Here is a 21,598-nt window from a genome sequence, read left to right as displayed (position 1 = left end):
GAGCGAAAACATTTTTAAGTGTTTAAACCTTAAAATAATTACTTAAAATATAATGAATAAAGAAAAACTAACTTTATCACAACTGGAACAATATTTATCTAAAGCAGCATGGATTCTTAAAGGTCCTGTTGACGCTTCAGATTTTAAAATATATATCTTTCCACTACTATTCTTTAAACGTCTATCCGATGTTTATGATGAAGAATACCAACAAGCCTTAGAGGAGTCTGAAGGCGATATAGAATATGCATCGCTACCCGAATTTCATAGATTCGAGATACCAGAAGGTTGCCACTGGAAAGACGTTAGAGAAACCACAACTAACGTTGGACTAGCTATTGAAAAAGCACTCAGAGGTATTGAGCAAGCCAATCAAGAACTGTTGTACGGCATATTTGGTGATGCGCAATGGAGTAACAAAAACAAATTATCAGATCGTTTATTAATCGATTTAATAGAGCACTTCTCTCAATACAGTTTATCAAATTCTTTAGTAGAACCAGATATTCTAGGGAATGCGTATGAGTATTTAATAAAACACTTTGCAGATTTAACAAACAAAAAAGCAGGTGAGTTTTACACTCCGCGTTCTGTAGTGCATCTACTAGGATTAATATTAGATCCGGACGAAGGAGAAACCATTTACGATCCTGCTTGTGGTACTGGTGGTATGTTATTAGAATGTGTAGATCATTTAAAAGAAAACAGCGAAGATTACCGTACACTTAAATTATTCGGACAAGAAAAAAACTTAACCTCTAGTTCTATTGCTAGAATGAACATGTTTTTACATGGTATAGAAGATTTTCAAATATCAAGAGGGGATACATTAAGACAACCTGCTTTTTTTGCTGCCGATGGTTTAAAAACCTTCGATTGTGTGATTGCAAATCCACCATTTTCATTAAAAGAATGGGGTGCTGAAAATTGGGCAAATGACCCATTTGGAAGAAATATTGCAGGTGTGCCTCCAAAAGGAAATGGCGACATGGCTTGGGTACAACACATGATAAAATCTATGAATAGTACTGGTCGTATGACCGTTGTGTTACCTCATGGTGCATTATTCAGAAAAGGTGCCGAAGGTAAAATCCGTAAAAAGTTATTGGAAGATGATTTATTAGAAGCTGTTATTGGTTTAGGTCCAAATATATTTTACGGAACCCAATTGGCCGCTTGTGCTATGGTTTTTAAGCAAAACAAAGATACCTCTAAAAAAGATAAAGTGTTGTTTATTGACGGATCAGATCAAGTACGTGTTGGTCGTGCCCAAAATTATTTAGAACCTGAACATATCACACAGTTATTTACTTGGTATCAAGATAATAAAGACGTTGAAAATTATGTAAAAGTCGCTTCAATGAAAGATATTGAAGAAAACGATTTCAACTTAAATATTCCTTTATATGTAGAGAAAATTATAGAGGATAACTTACCTAGTGTAGAAGAAGCCTTATCAGACTTAAAAACAGCTTGGACAGAAAGCCAAAAAGCAGAACAAAAGTTTAAAACAATATTGAAAAATTTTATATGATAAATAATAAAATGCCTTCAAGTTCGGCACAGGACAGGCAGGTTTCAATCTGGTTTCAAAAAATTCAAAATGGAGAAATTAAATTACCTAGATTTCAACGTCATCAAGCTTGGGATAGAAATAGAATTGCTAGCTTATTAGATACAGTCATTTTAAATTTACCTTTAGGTGTAACTTTATTACTTAATGTTGATAAAGAACATTTTGTATCAAGATACATTGCAACTGCTCCAGAAACAGGTAATAGAGTAACAGAGCATCTTTTAGATGGTCAACAACGACTGACTTCTTTATGGAGGACCTTACACAACAATTATCCAGATGTTAAATTCTTTTTATACATAAGTAAGTATGATCGCTATTATGAAAAAACAGAGGAAGAATTACAAGTAAATGTTTTTTACAAAACAAGATACGAGAATAAAAAAGGTAATATCATGCCGTTATGGGCAGATAGTCCTAAAGATACTTTTCAACGAGGATTAATTCCAATGGAATTATTTAGACCTGGCGATATTTCTTCAGAATATGAAAAATGGGTTGACGATGCATTGTTACCTATGAAACCTGCTTCTGGTGATGAAAATTATGAGGAAAATCTGTTTTCTTGGATGAATTTTAAAAATGAGATTTTAAAAATTATTAGAGATTATAGAGAAACCATTTCTCATTTTAATTTGCCGTATTTAGCATTACCAAGTCAAACTAGTAAAGATACCGCTTTACAAGTTTTTATCAACATGAATACCAATAGCAAACCACTATCTCAGTATGATATTATTAGAGCTGAAATTGAAGGCGTTAAAGGTGTTTCGTTAGATGATTATCAAAATAAATTAGATGCAGATTATCCTAACATACATTACTATTTCGAACTTCCATTCTTAATATTAGCAACATCTGCTTTAATACAAGATAAACTTCCAAATCAGCGTGGTATGTGGGACATGCAAAAAGATACTTTAGTAGAAAATTGGGATCTCATGTGTAGCGGACTCGCTAAAATGGCAACTTTTATGGAGTCGCAAGGCATTCATGATAAAAATAGATTACCAACCAATGCTGTACTTTCTGTTATAGCTGCTCTTTACACTGTTATTCCAGAAAATTTAGACGCCAGAGGACAAGCCGAAATCTTATTAAAAAAGTATTTATGGTCTAGTTTTTTTACAGATAGATATGAAAATTCAGCAGCTTCAAATGCTTATGCAGATTTTATTGCGGTGAAATCTATTATTTTGAAAAAAGAAAAAGCACCTGATGTTTATTTTACTGAAAAAGATGTGCCTGTATTAAACAGAGAAAAATATACATTAACAACTATTGATGAATTGATAAAAGTAGGTTGGCCAAAACGCGAAAATATTAGAGCCCGAGGTATTATGGCTGTTTTTACAAAGTTAGGCGCTATGGATTTTGCAGATGGTTCTACATTAACAAGACAACAATTAATTGATAGTAGAAGGCATTACCATCATGTTTTTCCTGATGCTATTTTAAAAGAAGCAGGAGTAGAAAGTTATTTAGCATTAAATTGTTCTTTAATTACAGATAAAACAAACCTTAATATCAGTAATAAAGAACCATACACTTATTTAAAGGAACGTTACGATTGGACTAGTGAAGACATTGTAAATTCCCGTTTAAAATCGCATTTAATTCCTATTGAAGAATTGAAAAATGGAGGCTATGAAAATTTATCTCTAGAGGATAAAAAAGAAAAAGTAACCATAGATTTTGAAGCGTTTATTAAAAAACGTGGGCAGTATGTTGTTCAAGCAATTTCTCAATTGACTTCCGGTAACGATATTAGTGCCAATGATATTATTAATGCTGTAGAGCAAAAAAGTATAGAAGAATAATTATGACCCAACAAAACCTAGAAAAATACCTTTGGGGCGCAGCAACCGCATTGCGTGGTACCATAGATGCAGGCGATTATAAGCAATACATATTTCCATTATTGTTTTTTAAACGCATTTGCGATGTCTATGATGAAGAATTTGAAAAAGCATTGGAAGAAAGCGATGGCGATTTAGAATACGCAGCATTTGCCGAAAATCATCATTTTATAGTACCAGAAAACGCACATTGGAACACCGTACGTGAAACCACAACAAATGTTGGTATTACCATACAAGACGCCATGCGTGCTATAGAAAAAGCAAACCCAGAAACCCTTTATGGTATTTTTGGCGATGCCTCTTGGACAAATAAAAATAGGTTAAGTGATGAAACCTTAACCAACCTTATAGAACATTATTCGCAACACAAACTAAATTTAGAAAACGTACCAGACGACCAATTAGGAAACGCTTACGAATACTTAATTAAAGAGTTTGCAGACGATTCTGGCCACACCGCGGCAGAGTTTTACACCAATAGAACGGTTGTGAAATTGATGACCATGATTATGGACCCACAACCTGGAGAATCTGTGTACGATCCAACCTGTGGCTCTGGTGGTTTACTATTAAACTGCGCCTTGCATTTACGCGATGAAGGCAAAGAATACCGAACTCTAAAATTATACGGGCAAGAAATAAACCTCATTACTTCTGCCATAGCACGTATGAATATGTTTATGCATGGTATAGAAGAGTTTAGCATTGTACGTGGTGATACCTTGGCGCAACCTGCCTTTTTAGAAAACGATTCTTTAAAAACGTTTAATGTTATCCTAGCAAACCCACCTTACTCAATAAAGTCATGGGACCAAAAAGCATTTACTAACGATCCTTTCGGGCGTAATCTTTGGGGAACACCACCACAAGGTTGTGCAGATTATGCATTTCAGCAACACATACATAAAAGTTTAGATAAGGAAAACGGACGTTTTGCTATTCTTTGGCCACATGGTATTTTGTTTAGAGATATGGAAGCTGAAATGCGCCGTAAAATGGTTGCTGAAGATCAAATTGAAGCAGTTATTGGTTTAGGTGCAAATCTATTTTACAACTCGCCAATGGAAGCCATGATACTTATAGGTAACACCAACAAACCAAAAGAGCGAAAAGGCAAAGTCTTATTTGTTAATGGAAAAGATGATGTTATAGACAATAAAGGGTTGGCTTATTTAAAGGAAGACCACATTAATAAAATGTATCAAGCTTATAAAGAGTTTAAAGACATTCCGCATTATGCTAAAGTGGCTACCATCGAAGAAATACTTGAGTTTGATGGAAACATGAATATCAATTTTTATGTAAAAAGTGATAATTCAGATAATGTTGTTTCATTTCCAAAAGCTTTCAATAAATGGAAGGTGGATAGTGAAAAACTAAATGAATCTATGAATAACTTATTTGAAGTACTTAGTTAAATGAATACAGCATTGGAAAATATAGTTGAAGAACTTCAATTAGATAAAAGTAAATGGAAACTTACTAAGTTTGGAGATGTAGTAATTCAACAAAAAGGAAAGGTTGACAGAGATAATACTAAACTGACTAGATATATTCAAGGAGGACATATGAACTCTGAAGATCTTCACATTAGAAATTGGGGAAATCTTAAAGATGAATATTTAGGTCCAGCTTTTATAAGGAAGTTTGAAAAAGGAGATATTCTGTATGGATCACGTAGAACCTATTTAAGAAAAGTGGCCATTGCAGATTTTGATGGTATTACATCTAATACAACTTTTGTAATTAAAGCAAATGAAAAAAATATTGATAAAAGGTTATTACCATTTATCATGATGTCCGAAGGCTTTACAGGAAACTCTATTAAAAACTCTAAAGGTTCTGTAAACCCATATATTAACTGGAAAGATATTGCTAAATACGAATTTCTACTACCACCAAAAGACCATCAAGCTAAACTTGCTGAATTACTTTGGGCTATAGATGATGTGATTGAAATGGAGAATAAGGTCTTGGAAAAATTAAAAAAAGATGATTTGGCGTATTTGAAGCATTATTTTTATGATGATAAAACTTCTGAAAGAATTAAACTAAAACATATTGTCTCAATTAAAAAAGGAAGAAAACCTCCTGTGTTATTAGAAGAAGGGGAAGGATTACCATATTGTACAGCAAAATATTTAAGAACAGGAGAAATTGATTCTATAGTCCCAAAAGAAGCTTGGGATAAGTCTATTAAAATTGATGAAACAGATATTTTAGTTTTATGGGATGGTTCAAACGCAGGAGAGATGCTTTTTGGAAAAGAAGGTTTTTTGGCTAGTACAATGTGTAAACTGACTATAATACAAGAAAAGTTTTTGAAGGATTTTGTTTTTCAGTTTTTAAGATTTAAGACAAACGATATAAAAAGAGCAACTGTCGGTTCTGCAATACCACATGTAGACCCAGGAATGATTGAGAATATCGAAATTCCTAAACTCTCATTAGAAAATCAAGAAGCAATTATTGATCGTTTTAAATCAATAAAGAATAATATGGATTTAATAGAATCCAAAATTCAAAGTTCCAAAGCCTTACAAAAGAGTTTAATTAATCAGGTGTTTTAATGGAGTATAAAGGTCCATATTATTATACGCTACAACTTTCAGGAAATGAAGACAAACGTGTTCTTTCCCCAAAAGTATATAACGGCAAAGTTTCTAACTTTAAAAGTACCGTTACAAAAAAACAAACACCTAAAATTTATATAGTAAAACATAAAAATAAAATTGTTTATGTGGGTTATGCTAGCCAGTCTATAGGAAAAAGACTTGGTCAAGGTTTAAGGAATTCGGGTGTAAATAAAAACTTAGGCTATAAATGGAAAGAACTATTAGAAGTATAGCTACTTGTATTTGTTTCTGATAAAGAATTAAAAGGTAATAAACACGAAGATGATAAACCATTTATAGATTTTGCAGAAGCCGTAGAAGCAGAAATTGTTTTTAAAGTAAGAAATGAAACAGGAAGTTGGCCAAAATATCAAAATGAAATTCATTTTAATAACCAACAACCGGAAAAAGTAAAAAAATTGCAAATGAAATATATAAAAAAGTAACAGAATGATATACGCCGTAAAACATAACAAAGTAAACAGAGCCATTTATAAAGCCAATGAAGATGCATTAACATCGGCTATTTTTGAGCGTTTTATGTATTTACCAAAAGAGTTAACGCAACATATATTTACAGAAGCATTGTTAGGTAGTATTCCAGATTTAGATTTGACTAAGTTTAAAAGTATTACGTTTTGGCCAAATTGGAGTCCTGAGGATACCACAAATACAACTCGTGTAGAGCCAGATGTGCTTATACGTACTGTAAATCAAGATATTATAATAGAAGCAAAACGTTACGATGCCAAACAGCAAAGTAAAACCCAATGGAAAAACGAAATACAAGCTTATTATAACGAGTATAGCGAAGATGAAAAACCATTGGTATTTATAGCATTAGGCGGTATACATACTACAGAAACAGAAAACATTACAGTAAAAGACAAAAATCATCTTGTTTATAAATGTACATGGAAAAGTATTTTAAATACCGTACAAAATATCATACATGATATGGAATTGGCTTCTAATTATACAAATAACAATATCGCAATCACTAAAATTTTACAAGATATGATATTGTGTTTTGAGCTTTTTGGTTTTTCAACAGCACTTTGGTTAGAACGATTTATAAAAGCACCACAAATACAAAAACAATCAATTAATTATTTTTCAACCTCATGGACAAACTAAACACAACAGAACTAAACGCTGTATTAAAAGATGTAAGATCGTCTTATCGTTTACTAGCATTATATCAAAAACGCTTATTAGATATTGTAAAATATACTGCTAGCACATATAATGTAAGTTTTAATAGCGGCTGGTCTAAATTTAGTAATGCTGCTTCTCACGGAAACAAAGCAAGTATTGATAAGTCGTCTTGGGATTGGTTAACAATGTATTTATACGAATTTAATTTAGGAAGTATTAATATAGATGGTGATATTTATAATTTTAAAATTGTACATCAATCAGATTCAGGTTTTTACGATGTTAGTAAAGATCAAAAAACAAGTAAAGATAATGTTGATCAGTTTGCAGATGTGTCAGTTTCATGTACACGGTTGTTTTTTGTAATTAGTAAAATCGATGATGGGTGTCCAATGATAAATATATTAAACGGTCATTTGTCAGCACAAAACAACAGTAATATAGAAAAAGGTAATTGGTTAGCGGTACCTTATAATTTACAGTACTTTTCTAATCAAGCTGATACAGATATTGTTTTAAATGAATTTAATGCAGTTTGTAAAGAAATTTTTGGAGTAGATTTAATAAACGGTTTAAAGACGAAAAAAGAAATCATTGATATTATAAATTCTAAATACGATGCTTCTTTAACTGATAATAATACTAATTGTGCTTCTATAAGTAGTTCCAAAAAAGTTTGGTGGTTTACTATTCCAGTTTTAAAATTTGAGGAAGATATTCACCTTTTATTAAACACAACAGATCGTGTTATTTGGATAGTGCTACCAAAAGGATTAATCAATCTTAATTTATTAAAAGTCAGAGAAGACAGCGAAAAAATTGATTTAGAAATTTCTGCAGATGGTGATCATAAATTTTTACATGATATAAAGTCTGGTGGTACCGAGTTTGATTTTAGTGAGTTTGTGAGGGAGGAGATTCGTTTTTAAAAGTGAAATTGGAATACATAATTATAATTCCTATTGTTTTGATAAATACAGTAAATTCGAACAAAGCTACTAGTGTTAATTTATAAAGGTTACTGTAAAGTTCTAAAAAAATAAGTACTTTTAACCCATGAGTAAGCGTCCGAATACAATATGGCTTTATCGAATGGTACATTGGCAAAATGTAGCTTATATTTTAGAACATGGTATGTGTTGTAAAGGGCATGAAAATGCAGATCCAAACTATGTAAATATTGGTATGAAGTCGTTAATACAAGATAGGCACGAGCATCCGATTCCTATTAAAAATGCAGGAAGTCTTGGAGAATATGTCCCTTTTTATTTTGCAGGTCATTCGCCAATGTTGTATCTTATCATGAATGGATATAGTGGCGTAACACAAAGGCCTCAAAACGATATTGTTTATATCGTTGTAAATTACAATAAGGTTAAAGAAATGCAATTACCTTTTGTTTTTACTGATAGGAATGCAAAAATAGCAGTCGCAAATTTTTATACAGCCGAAAAGGATTTTAACAAACTAAATTGGCAGGTTATAGAAAGCAAAGATTGGAGCAATGATAATGATCATTTAGACAGGCGAGATTTAAAGCAAGCGGAGTTTATGGTTCGCAACCATCTTCCCATAGATTGTATTCATGCTTTAGTTGTAAAAACAGAAGAAAGAAAACTATATTTTGAAAAAATAATTATTAAATTAGGCCTTCCAATCAAGGTTATTATAGATAATAAGAAAAGCGTATACTACTAAAAATGATAAAATTTATAAAGGGAAACTTACTTAACGCCAAAACAGAGGCTTTGGTTAATACCGTAAATACAGTTGGTGTTATGGGTAAAGGTATTGCTTTGCAGTTTAAAAATCGTTTTCCATACAATTACAAAGTTTATCGAGAAGCTTGTAAAAACAAAATGTTTAAAACAGGACAGGTTTTAACCGTACAAGATGGAGATTTATTAAACCAACAGTACATTGTTAACTTCCCTACAAAAGCACATTGGAAATCGCCTTCTAAAATAGAATACATTCAAACGGGCCTTGTGGCTTTAAAGAATGAAATTGCGAAACTTAAAATAAAAAGTATTGCTATTCCTCCATTAGGTTGTGGTAACGGTGGATTAAACTGGGATATCGTTAAAGAGATAATGATTAAAGAATTGGAATCATTAGATATTGAGATAATAATTTACGAACCTAATACACAAATAAAACAAGTATTACAGAAAGAGGAAATAAAAGCAGCAGCAAAACTTACTCCTGCCAGAGCTATGTTGCTTTACTTAATGTTTAATTACGAAAAAGCGGGAGAACAAAGCAGTTTGTTTGTTGCTAATAAACTGGCTTATTTTTTACAAAGAAAAGGTGAAAAATTGCGTTTAAAATTTGAAGCTCATCATTACGGACCTTATGCTGTGCAGGTAAACCATGTATTATTACATTTAAATGGAACTTTCTTAAAAGGGATGGAGCAAAATATGCCTAAACCGTTTGAGCCATTACAGCTTAACTACAATAAGTTTGAAGAGGTTAATTCGTATGTTAAAACACAATTAAACTCAGAACAAATAGTAAGATTAGAATCCGTAATTCAATTACTTAATAGGTTTGAGTCAACTTTTGCTCTAGAATTATTGGCCACAGTAGATTATATTAAATCTAACGACAGTGCTAAAAGTGTAGATGAAGTGTTAGAATCTATTTCTAAATGGAGTACTCGTAAAATAAATTTATTTAAACCACAACAAGTAGAGCTCGCTCTTACTCATTTGTCCGAGTATTCTTCAAAACCATTTTCTGTTTAAGTTTAAATTTGTTAAGTCAAAGATTCTTTTATAAATAGTTTATGTTGTTTATTCCATATTCTGATACAGAATATTTGTAGTTAAATATTTGATAATTAAATAATAAATAAATAATATCGCATATTCGAATATGGAATATTATGAAAAGTAAACAACAAATAATGAGTCCGCATGATATTGTTATTTTATTAAAAATAGCAATTTATGGTGGTGAGCAATGGTTTCAAAAACCTTTGGCAGAAGATTTAGGTATCAGTCAGTCTGAAATAAGTAAGTCTTTAAACCGCTCTAAATATGCAGGATTGATAGATTCAAAAGGAAAAAAAGTAATGAAATTGGCTTTGTTAGAGTTTTTACAATTTGGTTTGCGTTATATATTTCCACAAAAACCAGGGGCAGTAGTTAGGGGTATTCCAACATCACATTCCGCAGCACCTTTAAAAGACAAAATAGAAAGTACAGAACATTATGTTTGGCCTTATGCAAAAGGTATTGTTAGAGGGCAGAGTATCATCCCATTATATCCATCCGTTCCTGAAGCCGCTTTAAAAGATGATAAACTATATGAATTATTAGCTTTAGTAGATGCTTTACGAGTCGGAAGAGCTAGAGAAAAAGAGTTGGCCATTATAGAAATCAAAACACGTTTGGGGTTTGGAAAATAGAATCATAGATATTGCTGTATTGCTGAAGCTTTAATAGCAGATGTTCACCCTTTAATGGTTGAAGAACGTATACCACCTGTGATTGAAAAAATTGAAAAAATAATTGAAATAGAAAATTAATGTCATTCAACGAACTAAACAGTGTAGAAAACTACATCATTAAACAACTTACAGGAGTTAACTTAAATAGGAACGAAGCATCCGAAGACACCACTCTTTATGGTGGTTTTTGGCAATACAAATCGCCACAAGAATTAAATCGTTCTGTAAACGAGGTTTTGTTAGAAACAGAATTAAAACAATCTTTAATTCGTCTAAATCCAGAAATAACAAAAAATCCAGATTTAGCAGATGAAGTGATCTATAAACTACGTGTCATTTTAATTTCTGTACATCAAGTGGGTTTAGTTCGTGCCAATGAAGAATTTTTTAAATGGTTACAAGGTGATAAAACCATGCCTTTTGGAGAAAATAATAGACACGTTCCTATTAGATTAATAGATTTTGAGGAGTTAAATAATAATACTTTTATTGTTACTACCCAGTTTCGAATCCGTCATAGAGAAACTAAAATACCAGATGTAGTTTTATTTATAAATGGATTACCAGTAGTTATTGGTGAAGCAAAAACACCCATTCGTCCTGCAATAGATTGGGGTGATGGTGCACATGAGATACATGATATTTATGAAAATGCAGTATCACAACTATTTGTGCCAAATATTTTATCTTTCGCAACAGAAGGAAAAGAGCTGTATTATGGAGCCATTAGAACACCTCTAGAATTTTGGGCGCCTTGGCGTTTAGAAAATGATGAAGATGCCATTGCAAAGCGTTTAGGTTTAGGTGAAGTAGGTAAGGAGTTGTCCGATTTATTACACCCAAAACGTTTATTGGATATTTTACAAAACTTCTCATTGTTTACAACTAATAAAAAGAAGCAAATAATTAAGGTAATTCCAAGGTTTCAACAGTACGAAGGGGCAAATAAAATTGTTGAACGTGTAAAAGAAGGAAAGATTAAAAAAGGATTGATCTGGCATTTTCAAGGATCAGGTAAATCTTTATTGATGGTTTTTGCGGCTCAAAAGCTTAGAAAAGAAAAAGATTTAAAAAGTCCAACCGTAATTGTATTAGTAGATAGAACCGATTTGGACACCCAAATAACAGGAACCTTTAATGCTGCCGATATCTCTAATGTTCAAACCACAGATAGTATAACGGAATTACAAACGCTATTAGAAAGAGATACGAGAAAGATCATCATCTCAACGATTTTCAAGTTTCGAGATGCGAAACCAAACATGAATACTAGAGAGAATATTATTGTTTTAGTAGATGAAGCTCATAGAACACAAGAAGGTGATTTAGGACGACAAATGCGCGCAGCTTTACCAAATGCGTTTCTATTTGGATTAACAGGAACACCTGTTAATAAAGCAGATAAAAATACGTTTTGGGCTTTTGGAGCCGAAGAAGATGAAGGGGGATATATGTCTCGTTACACCTTTCATGATTCTATTAGAGATAACGCAACATTACCATTACATTTTGAACCTCGTTTAGTCGATGTACATGTAGATAAAGATACTATAGATAAAGCCTTTGAAGAGTTTAAAGAAAATAGCGCCTTAACAGATGAAGAAGCAGATGCATTAAATAAGAAATCTGCTAAAATGTCGGCTTTCTTAAAATCTCCAGAACGGGTTGCCAAAATAGTAGAAGATATAGTAACACACTTTAAAGAAAAAGTAGCTCCGCATGGTTTTAAAGCGATGATTGTTACTCCAGACAGATATGCTTGTGTGCAATACAAAGAGGAGTTGGACACATACTTTCCAGAAGAAGCTAGTAAAGTCGTTATATCTACATCGGCTAATGATGAATTGGAGTTTAAACAAAAATGGGGAGTAGACAAAGGACAACAGGAAAAAATAGTAGAAGAATTTAATGATGCACAATCCGATTTAAAATTTATAATAGTTACAGCAAAGCTATTGACAGGTTTTGATGCACCTATTTTACAAACAATGTATCTAGACAAGTCTATAAAAGACCATACCTTGTTACAAGCAATATGTAGAACCAATAGATTGTTTCCTAATAAATCATTTGGCCGTATTGTTGATTATTTTGGTGTGTTTGATGATGCAGCAAAGGCCTTACAGTTTGATGAAGAAAGTATAAAAACAGTGATTTCTAACTTAACAGAGCTTAGAGATAAATTACCAAAAGCTATGAAAGAGACTTTATCTCATTTTAAAGGTGTGGATAGAACAATTGATGGTTTTGAAGGTTTAGAAGCTGCTCAAAATGCGATTGATAATAATGATAAAAAAGATGCATTTGCAAAAGATTATAAGTATTTATCAAAAATATGGGAATCACTTTCTCCAGATAATATTCTAAACCTATATCAAGAAGATTATAAATGGTTCTCTCAGGTCTTTGAATCTGTTAGGCCAGCTGCGGATAATATTGGTAAATTATTATGGTTTTCATTAGGAGCAGAAACTACAAAGTTAATGCATGAAAATACACATGTTGGAGAAGTACATCATTTAGAAGAGTTTATTTTAGATGCAGATGTTATTGAAGAGATTTTTAATAATCCAGATCCTAAAAATGCAAAGAAACTTGAAAAGATTTTAATAAAACGATTTAAAAAGCATACTGGAGATCCTAAATTTAAATCTTTAAGTGAACGTTTAGAGGCTTTACGAGATAAAGCAGAACAGGGATTAATCACCTCTATAGAGTTTGTAAAAGAGTTGTGTAAACTTGCAAAGGAAACTGTAGAAGCCGAAAAAGAGTTAGAATCTCTATTGATTGAAAAAACGCCTAAAGCAGCCCTCACAGAATTATTTATTGAATTAAAAAATGAAGAAACACCAGCTGTAGTAGAACGGATTGTAACTGATATAGATGCTATTGTACGTGTAGTTCGTTTTCCTGGTTGGCAAAAGACAAGTTCTGGTGAACGTGAGGTCCAAAAATCTTTACGTAAATCTTTATTAAAATATAAGCTACATAAAGATCAGGTTTTATTTGATAGAGCTTATGGGTATATAAAAGAGTACTATTAATAGCCTTATATACAGTAATAAAATAAAAATAACTCTACCAAGTCTTTTTTATTACTTAATAGAGTATCCTTTTATTTTTAACGCATAAAAAAGGTTGGCAAAAGCCAACCTTTATAATATATTATTAAAAGATACGATTATTTAAAAGCATCGTATTCAAATTTTTGTCCACCAATAGATGCATCTACCATTAACCCAGCTTTAGGCAATGCAAAAACAACGACACCATCGTTATAATTGGCATCTTTAGAGATTCCTTCTTCAGCTATAACAGCAGAGGTTTCTGCAGAAAATTCATAATTTCCATACTTAAAATCCTCTAAGGCTTCATCTGTTTCAAAAAAGATTACTTGTATTACAGATTGTCCACCAGCTTGTAAACCTACATTTACTTTTTTTAAACTAGCCATACCAATAGCAGTACCGTTTTCATAAACTACACCATTACCACTAGCTCCACCAATAATTAATCCTCCTTTTCCTACATTCGGAAAAATAGCGTATCCAGAAGCATTGTTAAAAAATTTGTCAATTCCTTCATCTTCATGGATTAATTTTGATTTGGCGTATTTTGCATCTGCCATAATTTTTAAGTCTTTGTTGTTTTGTGCAAATAAACCTGTCGTTATAAATAATAGGCATATTGCCGTTATTGTTTTTAAAGTTTTCATATTTTTTGTTTTTAAGTTCATGGCTAAATTATAAAATGTATAAAGCTCAAAAGTGCTGTATTACATTAAATCTTAACTCAAAAACAAACAGCTTTAAAAAGTGAGGTTTGTAAAAGGAGTTATAAATTCCTATTATTTTTAAGAGTAAACTAAAAAATAAAAGATAGTAATAGAGATGATAAATAAAAAAAAGTCAAGAGAAATCTTGACTTTTTTAAAACGGATTATACGTTATATTTATTTAGCTTCTCTTAAAGCAGTTGCGTAATTACTATCAAAATCGCTTGCTTCTACTGCTTTTGCTGCTTTTTCAACATCATACTCAGCTCTTTTAAAAGTTACTTTTATGGCCTCTGGGTTAGACGGAATTGTATTTTGATTCAATTCTAAAATAGCATAACAAATTCTAGGATCTCCATCTTTTGGTTTTCCTACAGAGCCAATGTTAACCACGTGTTTAAAATTGTTACCCTCTTTAATTACTCTGTGAAAAGGTTTGTGTGTGTGGCCACATAAAAGAACATCAGCCTCTTTAGATTGCATCATGCTTAATACTTCATCCTCTGGATAATCCACCACCATATAATCATTAATAGCTTTTACACTTCCGTGAGTTAGCAAAAGATTAAAAGGTGTATTGTTGTTAACAAAAGAAAGTGTAAGATGTCTTGGTAAATTGATTAAGTATGCTCTATTTTCATCAGTAACCATAGATCTGGTCAATCCTTTGTTAGAAGGTGTTGTTTCTTTAATAATTGGTTTTAAAAGGTTTTCATCGTGGTTTCCCATAATGGTAATAATACCTCTTTTACGTATACGGTTTACTACCTCATTAGGCCAAATATTATAACCAACTAAGTCTCCTAAACAATAAATGGTATCTACATTTTCTGAGTCTACATCTTTAAAAAAAGCTTCTAAAGCAGGTAGGTTTGCATGAATATCAGAAAAGAAAGCTATTTTCATTTTTTGGCTGTTTTAGGCGTATTGTAATATTTCTTTTTTAACCAAAAAGAAACTTTAACTAATAATATTAAGGCAGGTACTTCTACTAAAGGACCAATTACACCCGCAAATGCTTGTCCGGAATTTAAACCAAAAACGGCAATAGCAACTGCAATAGCTAGTTCAAAATTATTACCTGCAGCTGTAAAGGCAACTGCAGCTGTTTTATCATATGCTGCACCTGTTGCTTTGGTAAAAAAGAAACCAATAATAAACATTAACGTAAAGTAAACCAATAACGGAACTGCAATAATTAAAACATCCATTGGTATTTCTACAATTAATTCTCCTTTTAAAGAAAACATTACTACAATTGTAAAAAGTAAAGCAATTAATGTCATTGGAGAAATTGTTGGAATAAACTTTTTAGTATACCATTCTTCGCCTTTTAAAGGCACTAGAATAAGACGACTTAAAATACCCAAGGCAAACGGAATCCCTAAATAAATAGCAACACTTTCTGCAATGGTACCAATAGAAATATCTACAATGGCACTTTCAAACCCAAAATAAGGAGGTAAAATGGTAATGAATAACCAAGCATAAAAACTATAAGCAAATACTTGAAAAATACTATTTAAAGCCACCAAACCTGCTCCGTATTCGCTGCTTCCTTCAGCAAGATCATTCCAAACTAAAACCATGGCAATACATCTGGCCAAACCAATTAAAATTAGCCCAACCATGTATTCTGGGTAATCTCTTAAAAATGTAATGGCTAAAAAGAACATTAAAACCGGACCAATTATCCAATTTAAAAGTAAAGAAATAGAAAGGATTTTTGTGTTTTTAAAAACCTTTGGTAATAATGCGTAATTTACTTTAGCCAATGGCGGGTACATCATTAATATTAAACCAATAGCAATAGGAATATTGGTTGTACCACTACTTAAAGAGTTTACAAAATCTGGAAAAGTAGGTGCAAAATAACCAATGGAAACTCCAATTGCCATGGCTACAAATATCCAAAGAGTTAAATTTTTATCTAGAAAACTTAATTTTTTTGCTGCCATTTTATAAATTTATTTGAGAAAATATGTAAAACAATTCTGTTGCAATTTGTATACTTCTTTCGTTGTATTTTTCAGCTTGTTGAGGTGTGTTATCAAAAGCTTTTGGATCTTCAAAAGTAATCGGAATTCTTTTTTCTGCACCCGCAATAAAAGGGCAACCACCATCTGCTTGAGAACAGGTCATAATTGCTGCAAATTCAGATTTTGGATTAAAATCATCTGTTAGTTTTTTAGAAAAACCAATAATAGGATGCTCATTATCTGTATACTTAACAGAGTATACAGGATTGTTGCCTTCTGAAATTGTTTTTATTTTAAAACCAGATTTTTCTAACGTTTCTGCCACCATAGGAAACATTGCTGTAGCTTCTGTTCCGCCAGAATAACAAGTTACATTTTTAATGTTAAAGTAGTTAGCCATTGTTTGCGCCCAAATCTGAGTTAAATGACTTCTACGAGAGTTGTGAGTACAAATAAAATTGATTCTAATTGCTTTATTTTCATCTACTTTAGATTGAATAAATTCTGTAAGCGGATTTAAAACAGCCTTACGTTCTGTAGAGATAGTTTCTGGCTTTAAGCCATTAATTATTTCTGCAATTTCTGGGAATAAAGTTGATTTTTGTGTCGTCATTTTTTTAATATTGTAGCTTGTTAATTAACAACAACCGCCGCCAGGTGTACAAGTAGGTGCGTTGTTGATGTCTGCCATTTTTAATTTAGGTTTTTTAGCCGGAATTCCGCATTGATCTTGCGCTAAACAGTCTGTTTGTTTTGTTGTTAAAAGAAAGTTAGTACCATCAAACTCAAGACCAAATTTACCGATTGTTTCTGCTTGGTATTCTACTTCTATTTCTAGATCTTCAATACCTAAAACTTTTTCTGAAAGCTCTATAATACTTACTAATTTCTCTGGATGTAATCTATGGTCATAGTCATTTGCGTTCCATAATTGAAAATTAACTACTTCTTCATTTCTTACCGTTCCGCCACAATCAATAAAATGTTTTGTTATTTTACCAACTTCTGTAACATGAAAATGATTAGGAACTAGGGTTCCGTTTGGCAATTGAAAAGCAATTGTATTTAATCCTTTTAAGGCAGATTTTATTTCTGATAGTTTCATAATTTTTAACTTTTATTTTTATGTGTTTATATCTCTTTTTTAACAGCAACTATTGGTTGTAGTGATGTCTTGGTCTAAAAAGGCAGCCATAACAGCCTTCATTGCTGTCCAGTTTTCTGCATCAATACAATAACAAACACTGGTACCCTCTACATTGCCTTTTACCAAACCTAAATTTTTAAGTTCTTTTAGGTGTTGAGAAATTGTAGGTTGTGCCAAACCGATTTCGCTTACTAAATCGCCACAATAGCAAGTATTTATTTTAAAGAGTTGTTGTAAAATGGCAACCCTTGCCGGATGCCCAAAAACTTTGGCAAATAATGCTATTTTGTTTTGTTCATCTGTAAACATTTCGGTTTTTGCTAATCCCATAATTTGTTCTTATATTAATATATTGCAATATTACGATTAATATTTATATACTCAAAAAAATATTTATCATTATTATTAATTTGTACTTTTATCAGATGGATTTATTTTCTTCAGAAGTTATAAAAAACATTTTACCATTTGACGGAATTACAAATTATCATGGCGTAATTTTAAACAAAGCACAATGCGATTTTTATTATCAGAAATTAATGGAAACCATTCAGTTTAAAAATGATGAAGCCATTATTTTTGGTAAGAAAATTGTTACCAAAAGAAAAGTTGCATGGTATGGAGAATCAGCATTTTCTTATACCTATTCTAAAATAACAAAAAGAGCCAATATTTTTACAAAAGAGTTGTTAGAATTAAAGAAACTGGTAGAGCAGGAGAGTAAAGAAACGTATAACTCTTGTTTGTTAAATTTATACCATTCTGGTGATGAAGGAATGGCATATCATTCCGATGGAGAAAAAATGTTAAAAAAAGACGGAGCAATTGCTTCTTTGTCTTTAGGAGCAGAACGTAAATTTTCTTTTAAGCATAAAGAAAACAAACAACGAATAGATATTGTTTTAGAAAAAGGAAGTTTACTGGTGATGAAAAAAGGGACTCAAACAAATTGGTTACATAGATTACCACCCACTAAAAAAGTGAATTCGCCAAGAATTAATTTAACTTTTAGAACGATAGAGTTGTAGAGTTAGTTGTCTATTTTTTTTATAAAATCATCTCTGTAGTTTAAACCAATAGGTATCCATTTATCTTCTATAATAATTCTATTTCTTTGTACAGAATAAATATGTTTTAAAGAAACAATAAACGATTTATGTACTCTTATAAAGTTTAATTTACCCAACTTTTCTTCAAAACTTTTAAGGCTACTTAAAGTTAAAATAGGTTTTTCTTTACCGGTATATATTTTTATATAATCTTTTAAAGACTCTATGTATCTTATATCGTCTAAATTTATTTTTAGATTTTCGTACTCAGATTTTACAAAAATAAAATCGTGTGTTTTTTCTTGAACAGGAATAGTAGTTTCTTCTTCTATCTTTAATTTTAAAAAATTTTGAGCTCTGGTTGCTGCTTTTAGAAATCGATGAAAAGGAATAGGTTTCACCAAATAATCTATAGCATTTAAATTAAAGCCTTCTACAGCGTAATGAGAATACGCTGTGGTAAAAATAAACATCGGTTTATTATCTAAAGATTTAATAATATCGATACCAGAAAAATCTGGCATTTCTATATCTGTAAAAATTAAATCTATATTTTTTTCTTGCAATACAGATGTAGCTTCAAAACCGTTAGAACAACTTGCCACCAACTCTAAAAAAGGAGTTTTAGAAATAAAGTCTTCTAAAATTTCTAAAGCAAGAGGTTCATCGTCTATAATTATACATCTCATTTTGTATTACTTTTTAGTTTGATAATTAAATTGACAATGTAAGAATTTTTCTCGTTTAAAATATTTAAATCATGAGAATTTGGATAAAGTATATTTAATCTATTTTTTATGTTGACCAAACCAATACCAGAGTTTTGATTTTTTGTATTGTGTTTGGTAGAGGTGTTATAAACATACAAATGTAACTCTTCGTCTTTTACTGTAATTTTAATAATGATATTTGTTTTTCCTTTAAAATCTGTACCGTATTTAAAAGCATTTTCTATAAAAGAAATAAGTAGTAAAGGTTCTATTTTGTAATTTAAGTTACCGTGTATGTTAAGTTTTACTCCACTAGAATCTTTAAGTCTAAGTAATTGCAAAGAGATGTAATTTTTAATATGATCTACCTCTTTTTTTAAAGAAACTTTGTTTTCGCTAGCTTCATATATGGTATAACGCATTAATTCTGATAATGTTACTATTGATAAAGTAGTGTTTTCAGATTTTTTATTAGCCAATGCGTAAATACTGTTTAAAGTATTGAATAAAAAATGTGGGTTTAATTGCGCTTTTAAGAAAGACAATTCTGAATTGGCTTTTTGTGTTTCTATTAAAACTTTTTCTTTTTCTGATTTATACCACTCGATACCTAATTTTATACTTGTACTTAATGTAAAAAAAAGTAATAGTAAAATTAATGTTGGAAAAGACCTATAAATAGAATAATTGTTTTCTAAGTTTTGAGGAAAATTTTCTTGTGGATGTGGTGGTTTCGGAATGACAAATTCAATTAAAAAAATAAATAAAATGCTAAAAAGAATTGCTGTAATTATATAATACAGAAACTGTTTTTTTAAAAGAATTTTAGGAACAAAAATGTAATAATTTAAATAGAAGGCTATTAAGAATACACAAAACCTAAAAAAATAGTCATACGGTATTGTACCAATCTTAATATAAATTTGCGACGCACTAATAGCAAACATAATGATCCATAAAAAGATATGTATCATTAAAACAGACGATTTTTTGTTATAAATATTCAATTCAATCATTGTTAGTGTATTGCAAAGTTATATGTTAGGTGTTTAAAAATTTTACAAAAAGGTTATTTAATTTTTTACAAAAAAAATAGGCTAAAAATTAAGATACTTTGTGTATGTTAATTTTTAGCCTATTAAAATTTATAGGGTTAATCTTTTTAAAAGATTAATCGTCTTCGTTTTCTAATTCATCTGGTCTAAATTCCCAAACATCATCAAAGTAATAGCTACCGCTTCTACCCATTAAAACAAATGCTTTGTCATCAAAAACAAATGCACTAGCATCTTGTCTTGCAGAACCTTCAAATACAGGTAATTCATCCCAAGTATCAGTAGAAGGATAGTAAACCCAAGTTTCTGTAGTAATAGATCCAGAAACACCAGTAGTTACATAACCTAATCCGTTTAAAGAAAAACCAACACCAGCACTTAAAAGAATTTCAAAATCATCATCATCATCATCATCATCATCTAAATCAGTTAATCTTGTCCAGTTAGTACCATCAAAAGAATAAAAATCTTCTTCGTAAGCTCCGTTGTTAATACCTAAACCAATGTAAGCAACTTCACCAATTTTAAAAACAGAAGCATCTTGACGTTTTTGACCTCCAAAACCTACAGATTGTTCCCAAGTATCAGAAGCAACATTATATTTCCAAAAATCTTTTTGTTCGCTACCATCATAACCAGTACCAATATAACCATCATTACCAATAGAAAAACCAATAGCACCATATCTTGCTGATCCACCAAAATCTGCTTTTTGAGTCCACTCATCAGTTGTTGGGTCATACTCCCAAAAATCATTTAATTCATCATCACCATCATAACCAGTACCTAAATAACCTTTACCGTTAATAGAAAAACCTACTGCAGAACTTCTTGGAGTTCCAGGGAAATCTGCTTTACGAATCCAGTAATCACCTTCAGAATTATATTCCCATGTATCAGATAAATAATCATCACCATCATAACCAGTTACTAAATACCCTTTTGTACCAATAGTAAAAGATACAGAGTTAGCTCTAGAATCCCCGTCAAAAGCAGAGCTTTCTACCCAGTTTCCATACTCATCATCATCATCATCACTATTACAACTTACAAAAAATAGAGACATTAATGCTACTATAAATAGAATACGACTCTTTTGTAATAAATTTGTTTTTCTCATTATATTTATTTTATACATTTCTTTATTATTTAGCAAACCTAAAATCTATTATATTGATAACAGTATAAAATAGACAAACGAGTGTATTTTATAGA

Annotated in this window: 21 protein-coding genes; 12 read left to right on the top strand and 9 right to left on the bottom strand. The window is 31.1% G+C overall.

Annotated elements, in window-relative coordinates; all coding sequences use genetic code 11:
• Positions 1 to 52 precede the first annotated feature (52 nt).
• From KI686_RS03830 to KI686_RS03780, 11 genes are all read left to right on the top strand, one after another.
• Positions 53 to 1,534: a type I restriction-modification system subunit M gene (locus KI686_RS03830; protein WP_237587951.1), complete on the top strand. Its 1,482-nt coding sequence runs from the start codon at positions 53 to 55 to the stop codon at positions 1,532 to 1,534.
• The gene (locus tag KI686_RS03825; RefSeq protein ID WP_237587950.1) at positions 1,531 to 3,396 is read left to right on the top strand and encodes a GmrSD restriction endonuclease domain-containing protein; all 1,866 of its coding nucleotides are present in this window, start codon (positions 1,531 to 1,533) and stop codon (positions 3,394 to 3,396) included. The genes KI686_RS03830 and KI686_RS03825 overlap by 4 nt, the downstream gene beginning before the upstream one ends.
• A 2-nt stretch (positions 3,397 to 3,398) precedes the next feature.
• Positions 3,399 to 4,856 carry a type I restriction-modification system subunit M gene (locus KI686_RS03820; RefSeq protein WP_237587949.1) on the top strand — a complete coding sequence of 486 codons (1,458 nt, stop codon included), beginning with the start codon at positions 3,399 to 3,401 and terminating at the stop codon, positions 4,854 to 4,856.
• On the top strand, positions 4,857 to 6,008 hold the full coding sequence (locus tag KI686_RS03815) for a restriction endonuclease subunit S (protein WP_237587948.1): 1,152 nt from the start codon (positions 4,857 to 4,859) through the stop codon (positions 6,006 to 6,008).
• Positions 6,008 to 6,286, top strand: coding sequence for a hypothetical protein (locus KI686_RS03810; protein WP_237587947.1), 279 nt, complete (start codon positions 6,008 to 6,010; stop codon positions 6,284 to 6,286). Before KI686_RS03815 ends, KI686_RS03810 begins: the two co-directional genes overlap by 1 nt.
• Before the next feature lie 217 nt (positions 6,287 to 6,503).
• Entirely contained in the window at positions 6,504 to 7,190 is a 687-nt protein-coding gene (locus tag KI686_RS03805; protein ID WP_237587946.1) for a hypothetical protein, read from the top strand.
• The gene (locus KI686_RS03800) at positions 7,178 to 8,140 is read left to right on the top strand and encodes a PM0109 family protein (RefSeq protein WP_237587945.1); all 963 of its coding nucleotides are present in this window, start codon (positions 7,178 to 7,180) and stop codon (positions 8,138 to 8,140) included. Before KI686_RS03805 ends, KI686_RS03800 begins: the two co-directional genes overlap by 13 nt.
• A gap of 127 nt (positions 8,141 to 8,267) precedes the next feature.
• Positions 8,268 to 8,909, top strand: a complete 642-nt coding sequence (darT, locus tag KI686_RS03795; RefSeq protein WP_237587944.1) for a type II toxin-antitoxin system toxin DNA ADP-ribosyl transferase DarT — start codon at positions 8,268 to 8,270, stop codon at positions 8,907 to 8,909.
• Positions 8,910 to 8,911: 2 nt separating this feature from the next.
• Complete coding sequence (gene darG, locus KI686_RS03790; RefSeq protein ID WP_237587943.1) at positions 8,912 to 9,961, top strand: type II toxin-antitoxin system antitoxin DNA ADP-ribosyl glycohydrolase DarG; 1,050 nt, start codon at positions 8,912 to 8,914, stop codon at positions 9,959 to 9,961.
• Between the two features lie 140 nt (positions 9,962 to 10,101).
• Positions 10,102 to 10,626, top strand: coding sequence for a hypothetical protein (locus tag KI686_RS03785; RefSeq protein WP_237587942.1), 525 nt, complete (start codon positions 10,102 to 10,104; stop codon positions 10,624 to 10,626).
• Positions 10,627 to 10,745: 119 nt separating this feature from the next.
• Positions 10,746 to 13,712, top strand: a complete 2,967-nt coding sequence (locus tag KI686_RS03780; RefSeq protein WP_237587941.1) for a type I restriction endonuclease subunit R — start codon at positions 10,746 to 10,748, stop codon at positions 13,710 to 13,712.
• A 137-nt stretch (positions 13,713 to 13,849) separates the two neighbouring features.
• Here the strand turns inward: KI686_RS03780 and KI686_RS03775 are convergent, their stop codons facing one another.
• From KI686_RS03775 to KI686_RS03750, 6 genes are all read right to left on the bottom strand, one after another.
• Positions 13,850 to 14,383: a lipid-binding SYLF domain-containing protein gene (locus KI686_RS03775; RefSeq protein WP_237587940.1), complete on the bottom strand. Its 534-nt coding sequence runs from the start codon at positions 14,381 to 14,383 to the stop codon at positions 13,850 to 13,852.
• A 237-nt stretch (positions 14,384 to 14,620) separates the two neighbouring features.
• Entirely contained in the window at positions 14,621 to 15,349 is a 729-nt protein-coding gene (locus KI686_RS03770; RefSeq protein ID WP_237587939.1) for a metallophosphoesterase family protein, read from the bottom strand.
• Positions 15,346 to 16,401 carry an ACR3 family arsenite efflux transporter gene (arsB, locus tag KI686_RS03765; RefSeq protein WP_237587938.1) on the bottom strand — a complete coding sequence of 352 codons (1,056 nt, stop codon included), beginning with the start codon at positions 16,399 to 16,401 and terminating at the stop codon, positions 15,346 to 15,348. The genes KI686_RS03770 and arsB overlap by 4 nt, the downstream gene beginning before the upstream one ends.
• A 1-nt stretch (position 16,402) precedes the next feature.
• On the bottom strand, positions 16,403 to 17,035 hold the full coding sequence (locus KI686_RS03760) for an arsenate-mycothiol transferase ArsC (RefSeq protein ID WP_237587937.1): 633 nt from the start codon (positions 17,033 to 17,035) through the stop codon (positions 16,403 to 16,405).
• A gap of 24 nt (positions 17,036 to 17,059) precedes the next feature.
• Entirely contained in the window at positions 17,060 to 17,527 is a 468-nt protein-coding gene (locus KI686_RS03755) for a DUF6428 family protein (RefSeq protein ID WP_237587936.1), read from the bottom strand.
• Between the two features lie 39 nt (positions 17,528 to 17,566).
• On the bottom strand, positions 17,567 to 17,899 hold the full coding sequence (locus KI686_RS03750) for an ArsR/SmtB family transcription factor (RefSeq protein ID WP_237587935.1): 333 nt from the start codon (positions 17,897 to 17,899) through the stop codon (positions 17,567 to 17,569).
• 95 nt (positions 17,900 to 17,994) lie between these two features.
• On the opposite strand from KI686_RS03750, the gene KI686_RS03745 reads away from it, so the two are divergent.
• Entirely contained in the window at positions 17,995 to 18,597 is a 603-nt protein-coding gene (locus tag KI686_RS03745; RefSeq protein WP_237587934.1) for an alpha-ketoglutarate-dependent dioxygenase AlkB family protein, read from the top strand.
• 2 nt (positions 18,598 to 18,599) lie between these two features.
• Here the strand turns inward: KI686_RS03745 and KI686_RS03740 are convergent, their stop codons facing one another.
• From KI686_RS03740 to KI686_RS03730, 3 genes are all read right to left on the bottom strand, one after another.
• Positions 18,600 to 19,307, bottom strand: a complete 708-nt coding sequence (locus KI686_RS03740) for a LytR/AlgR family response regulator transcription factor (RefSeq protein WP_237587933.1) — start codon at positions 19,305 to 19,307, stop codon at positions 18,600 to 18,602.
• Positions 19,304 to 20,302 (bottom strand): sensor histidine kinase, encoded by a 999-nt coding sequence (locus KI686_RS03735; protein WP_237587932.1) that lies wholly within the window; start codon positions 20,300 to 20,302, stop codon positions 19,304 to 19,306. Before KI686_RS03735 ends, KI686_RS03740 begins: the two co-directional genes overlap by 4 nt.
• Positions 20,303 to 20,498: 196 nt before the next feature.
• Positions 20,499 to 21,503: a Kelch repeat-containing protein gene (locus KI686_RS03730; protein ID WP_237587931.1), complete on the bottom strand. Its 1,005-nt coding sequence runs from the start codon at positions 21,501 to 21,503 to the stop codon at positions 20,499 to 20,501.
• Positions 21,504 to 21,598 lie beyond the last annotated feature (95 nt).

The organism is Polaribacter sargassicola (genome assembly GCF_021991835.1).
In the GTDB taxonomy this organism is placed as follows: Bacteria; Bacteroidota; Bacteroidia; order Flavobacteriales; family Flavobacteriaceae; genus Polaribacter; species Polaribacter sargassicola.
This window is presented reverse-complemented; position numbering and strand designations above follow the sequence as displayed.

Coding starts and splice junctions, on each gene's coding strand:
- KI686_RS03775 (WP_237587940.1), bottom strand. CDS start 14,383: ATGAAAACTTTAAAAACAATAACGGCAATATGCCTATTATTTATAACG.
- KI686_RS03800 (WP_237587945.1), top strand. CDS start 7,178: ATGGACAAACTAAACACAACAGAACTAAACGCTGTATTAAAAGATGTA.
- darT (WP_237587944.1), top strand. CDS start 8,268: ATGAGTAAGCGTCCGAATACAATATGGCTTTATCGAATGGTACATTGG.
- KI686_RS03780 (WP_237587941.1), top strand. CDS start 10,746: ATGTCATTCAACGAACTAAACAGTGTAGAAAACTACATCATTAAACAA.
- KI686_RS03805 (WP_237587946.1), top strand. CDS start 6,504: ATGATATACGCCGTAAAACATAACAAAGTAAACAGAGCCATTTATAAA.
- darG (WP_237587943.1), top strand. CDS start 8,912: ATGATAAAATTTATAAAGGGAAACTTACTTAACGCCAAAACAGAGGCT.
- KI686_RS03750 (WP_237587935.1), bottom strand. CDS start 17,899: ATGGGATTAGCAAAAACCGAAATGTTTACAGATGAACAAAACAAAATA.
- arsB (WP_237587938.1), bottom strand. CDS start 16,401: ATGGCAGCAAAAAAATTAAGTTTTCTAGATAAAAATTTAACTCTTTGG.
- KI686_RS03815 (WP_237587948.1), top strand. CDS start 4,857: ATGAATACAGCATTGGAAAATATAGTTGAAGAACTTCAATTAGATAAA.
- KI686_RS03820 (WP_237587949.1), top strand. CDS start 3,399: ATGACCCAACAAAACCTAGAAAAATACCTTTGGGGCGCAGCAACCGCA.
- KI686_RS03740 (WP_237587933.1), bottom strand. CDS start 19,307: ATGAGATGTATAATTATAGACGATGAACCTCTTGCTTTAGAAATTTTA.
- KI686_RS03825 (WP_237587950.1), top strand. CDS start 1,531: ATGATAAATAATAAAATGCCTTCAAGTTCGGCACAGGACAGGCAGGTT.
- KI686_RS03760 (WP_237587937.1), bottom strand. CDS start 17,035: ATGACGACACAAAAATCAACTTTATTCCCAGAAATTGCAGAAATAATT.
- KI686_RS03810 (WP_237587947.1), top strand. CDS start 6,008: ATGGAGTATAAAGGTCCATATTATTATACGCTACAACTTTCAGGAAAT.
- KI686_RS03785 (WP_237587942.1), top strand. CDS start 10,102: ATGAAAAGTAAACAACAAATAATGAGTCCGCATGATATTGTTATTTTA.
- KI686_RS03755 (WP_237587936.1), bottom strand. CDS start 17,527: ATGAAACTATCAGAAATAAAATCTGCCTTAAAAGGATTAAATACAATT.
- KI686_RS03735 (WP_237587932.1), bottom strand. CDS start 20,302: ATGATACATATCTTTTTATGGATCATTATGTTTGCTATTAGTGCGTCG.
- KI686_RS03770 (WP_237587939.1), bottom strand. CDS start 15,349: ATGAAAATAGCTTTCTTTTCTGATATTCATGCAAACCTACCTGCTTTA.
- KI686_RS03830 (WP_237587951.1), top strand. CDS start 53: ATGAATAAAGAAAAACTAACTTTATCACAACTGGAACAATATTTATCT.
- KI686_RS03730 (WP_237587931.1), bottom strand. CDS start 21,503: ATGAGAAAAACAAATTTATTACAAAAGAGTCGTATTCTATTTATAGTA.
- KI686_RS03745 (WP_237587934.1), top strand. CDS start 17,995: ATGGATTTATTTTCTTCAGAAGTTATAAAAAACATTTTACCATTTGAC.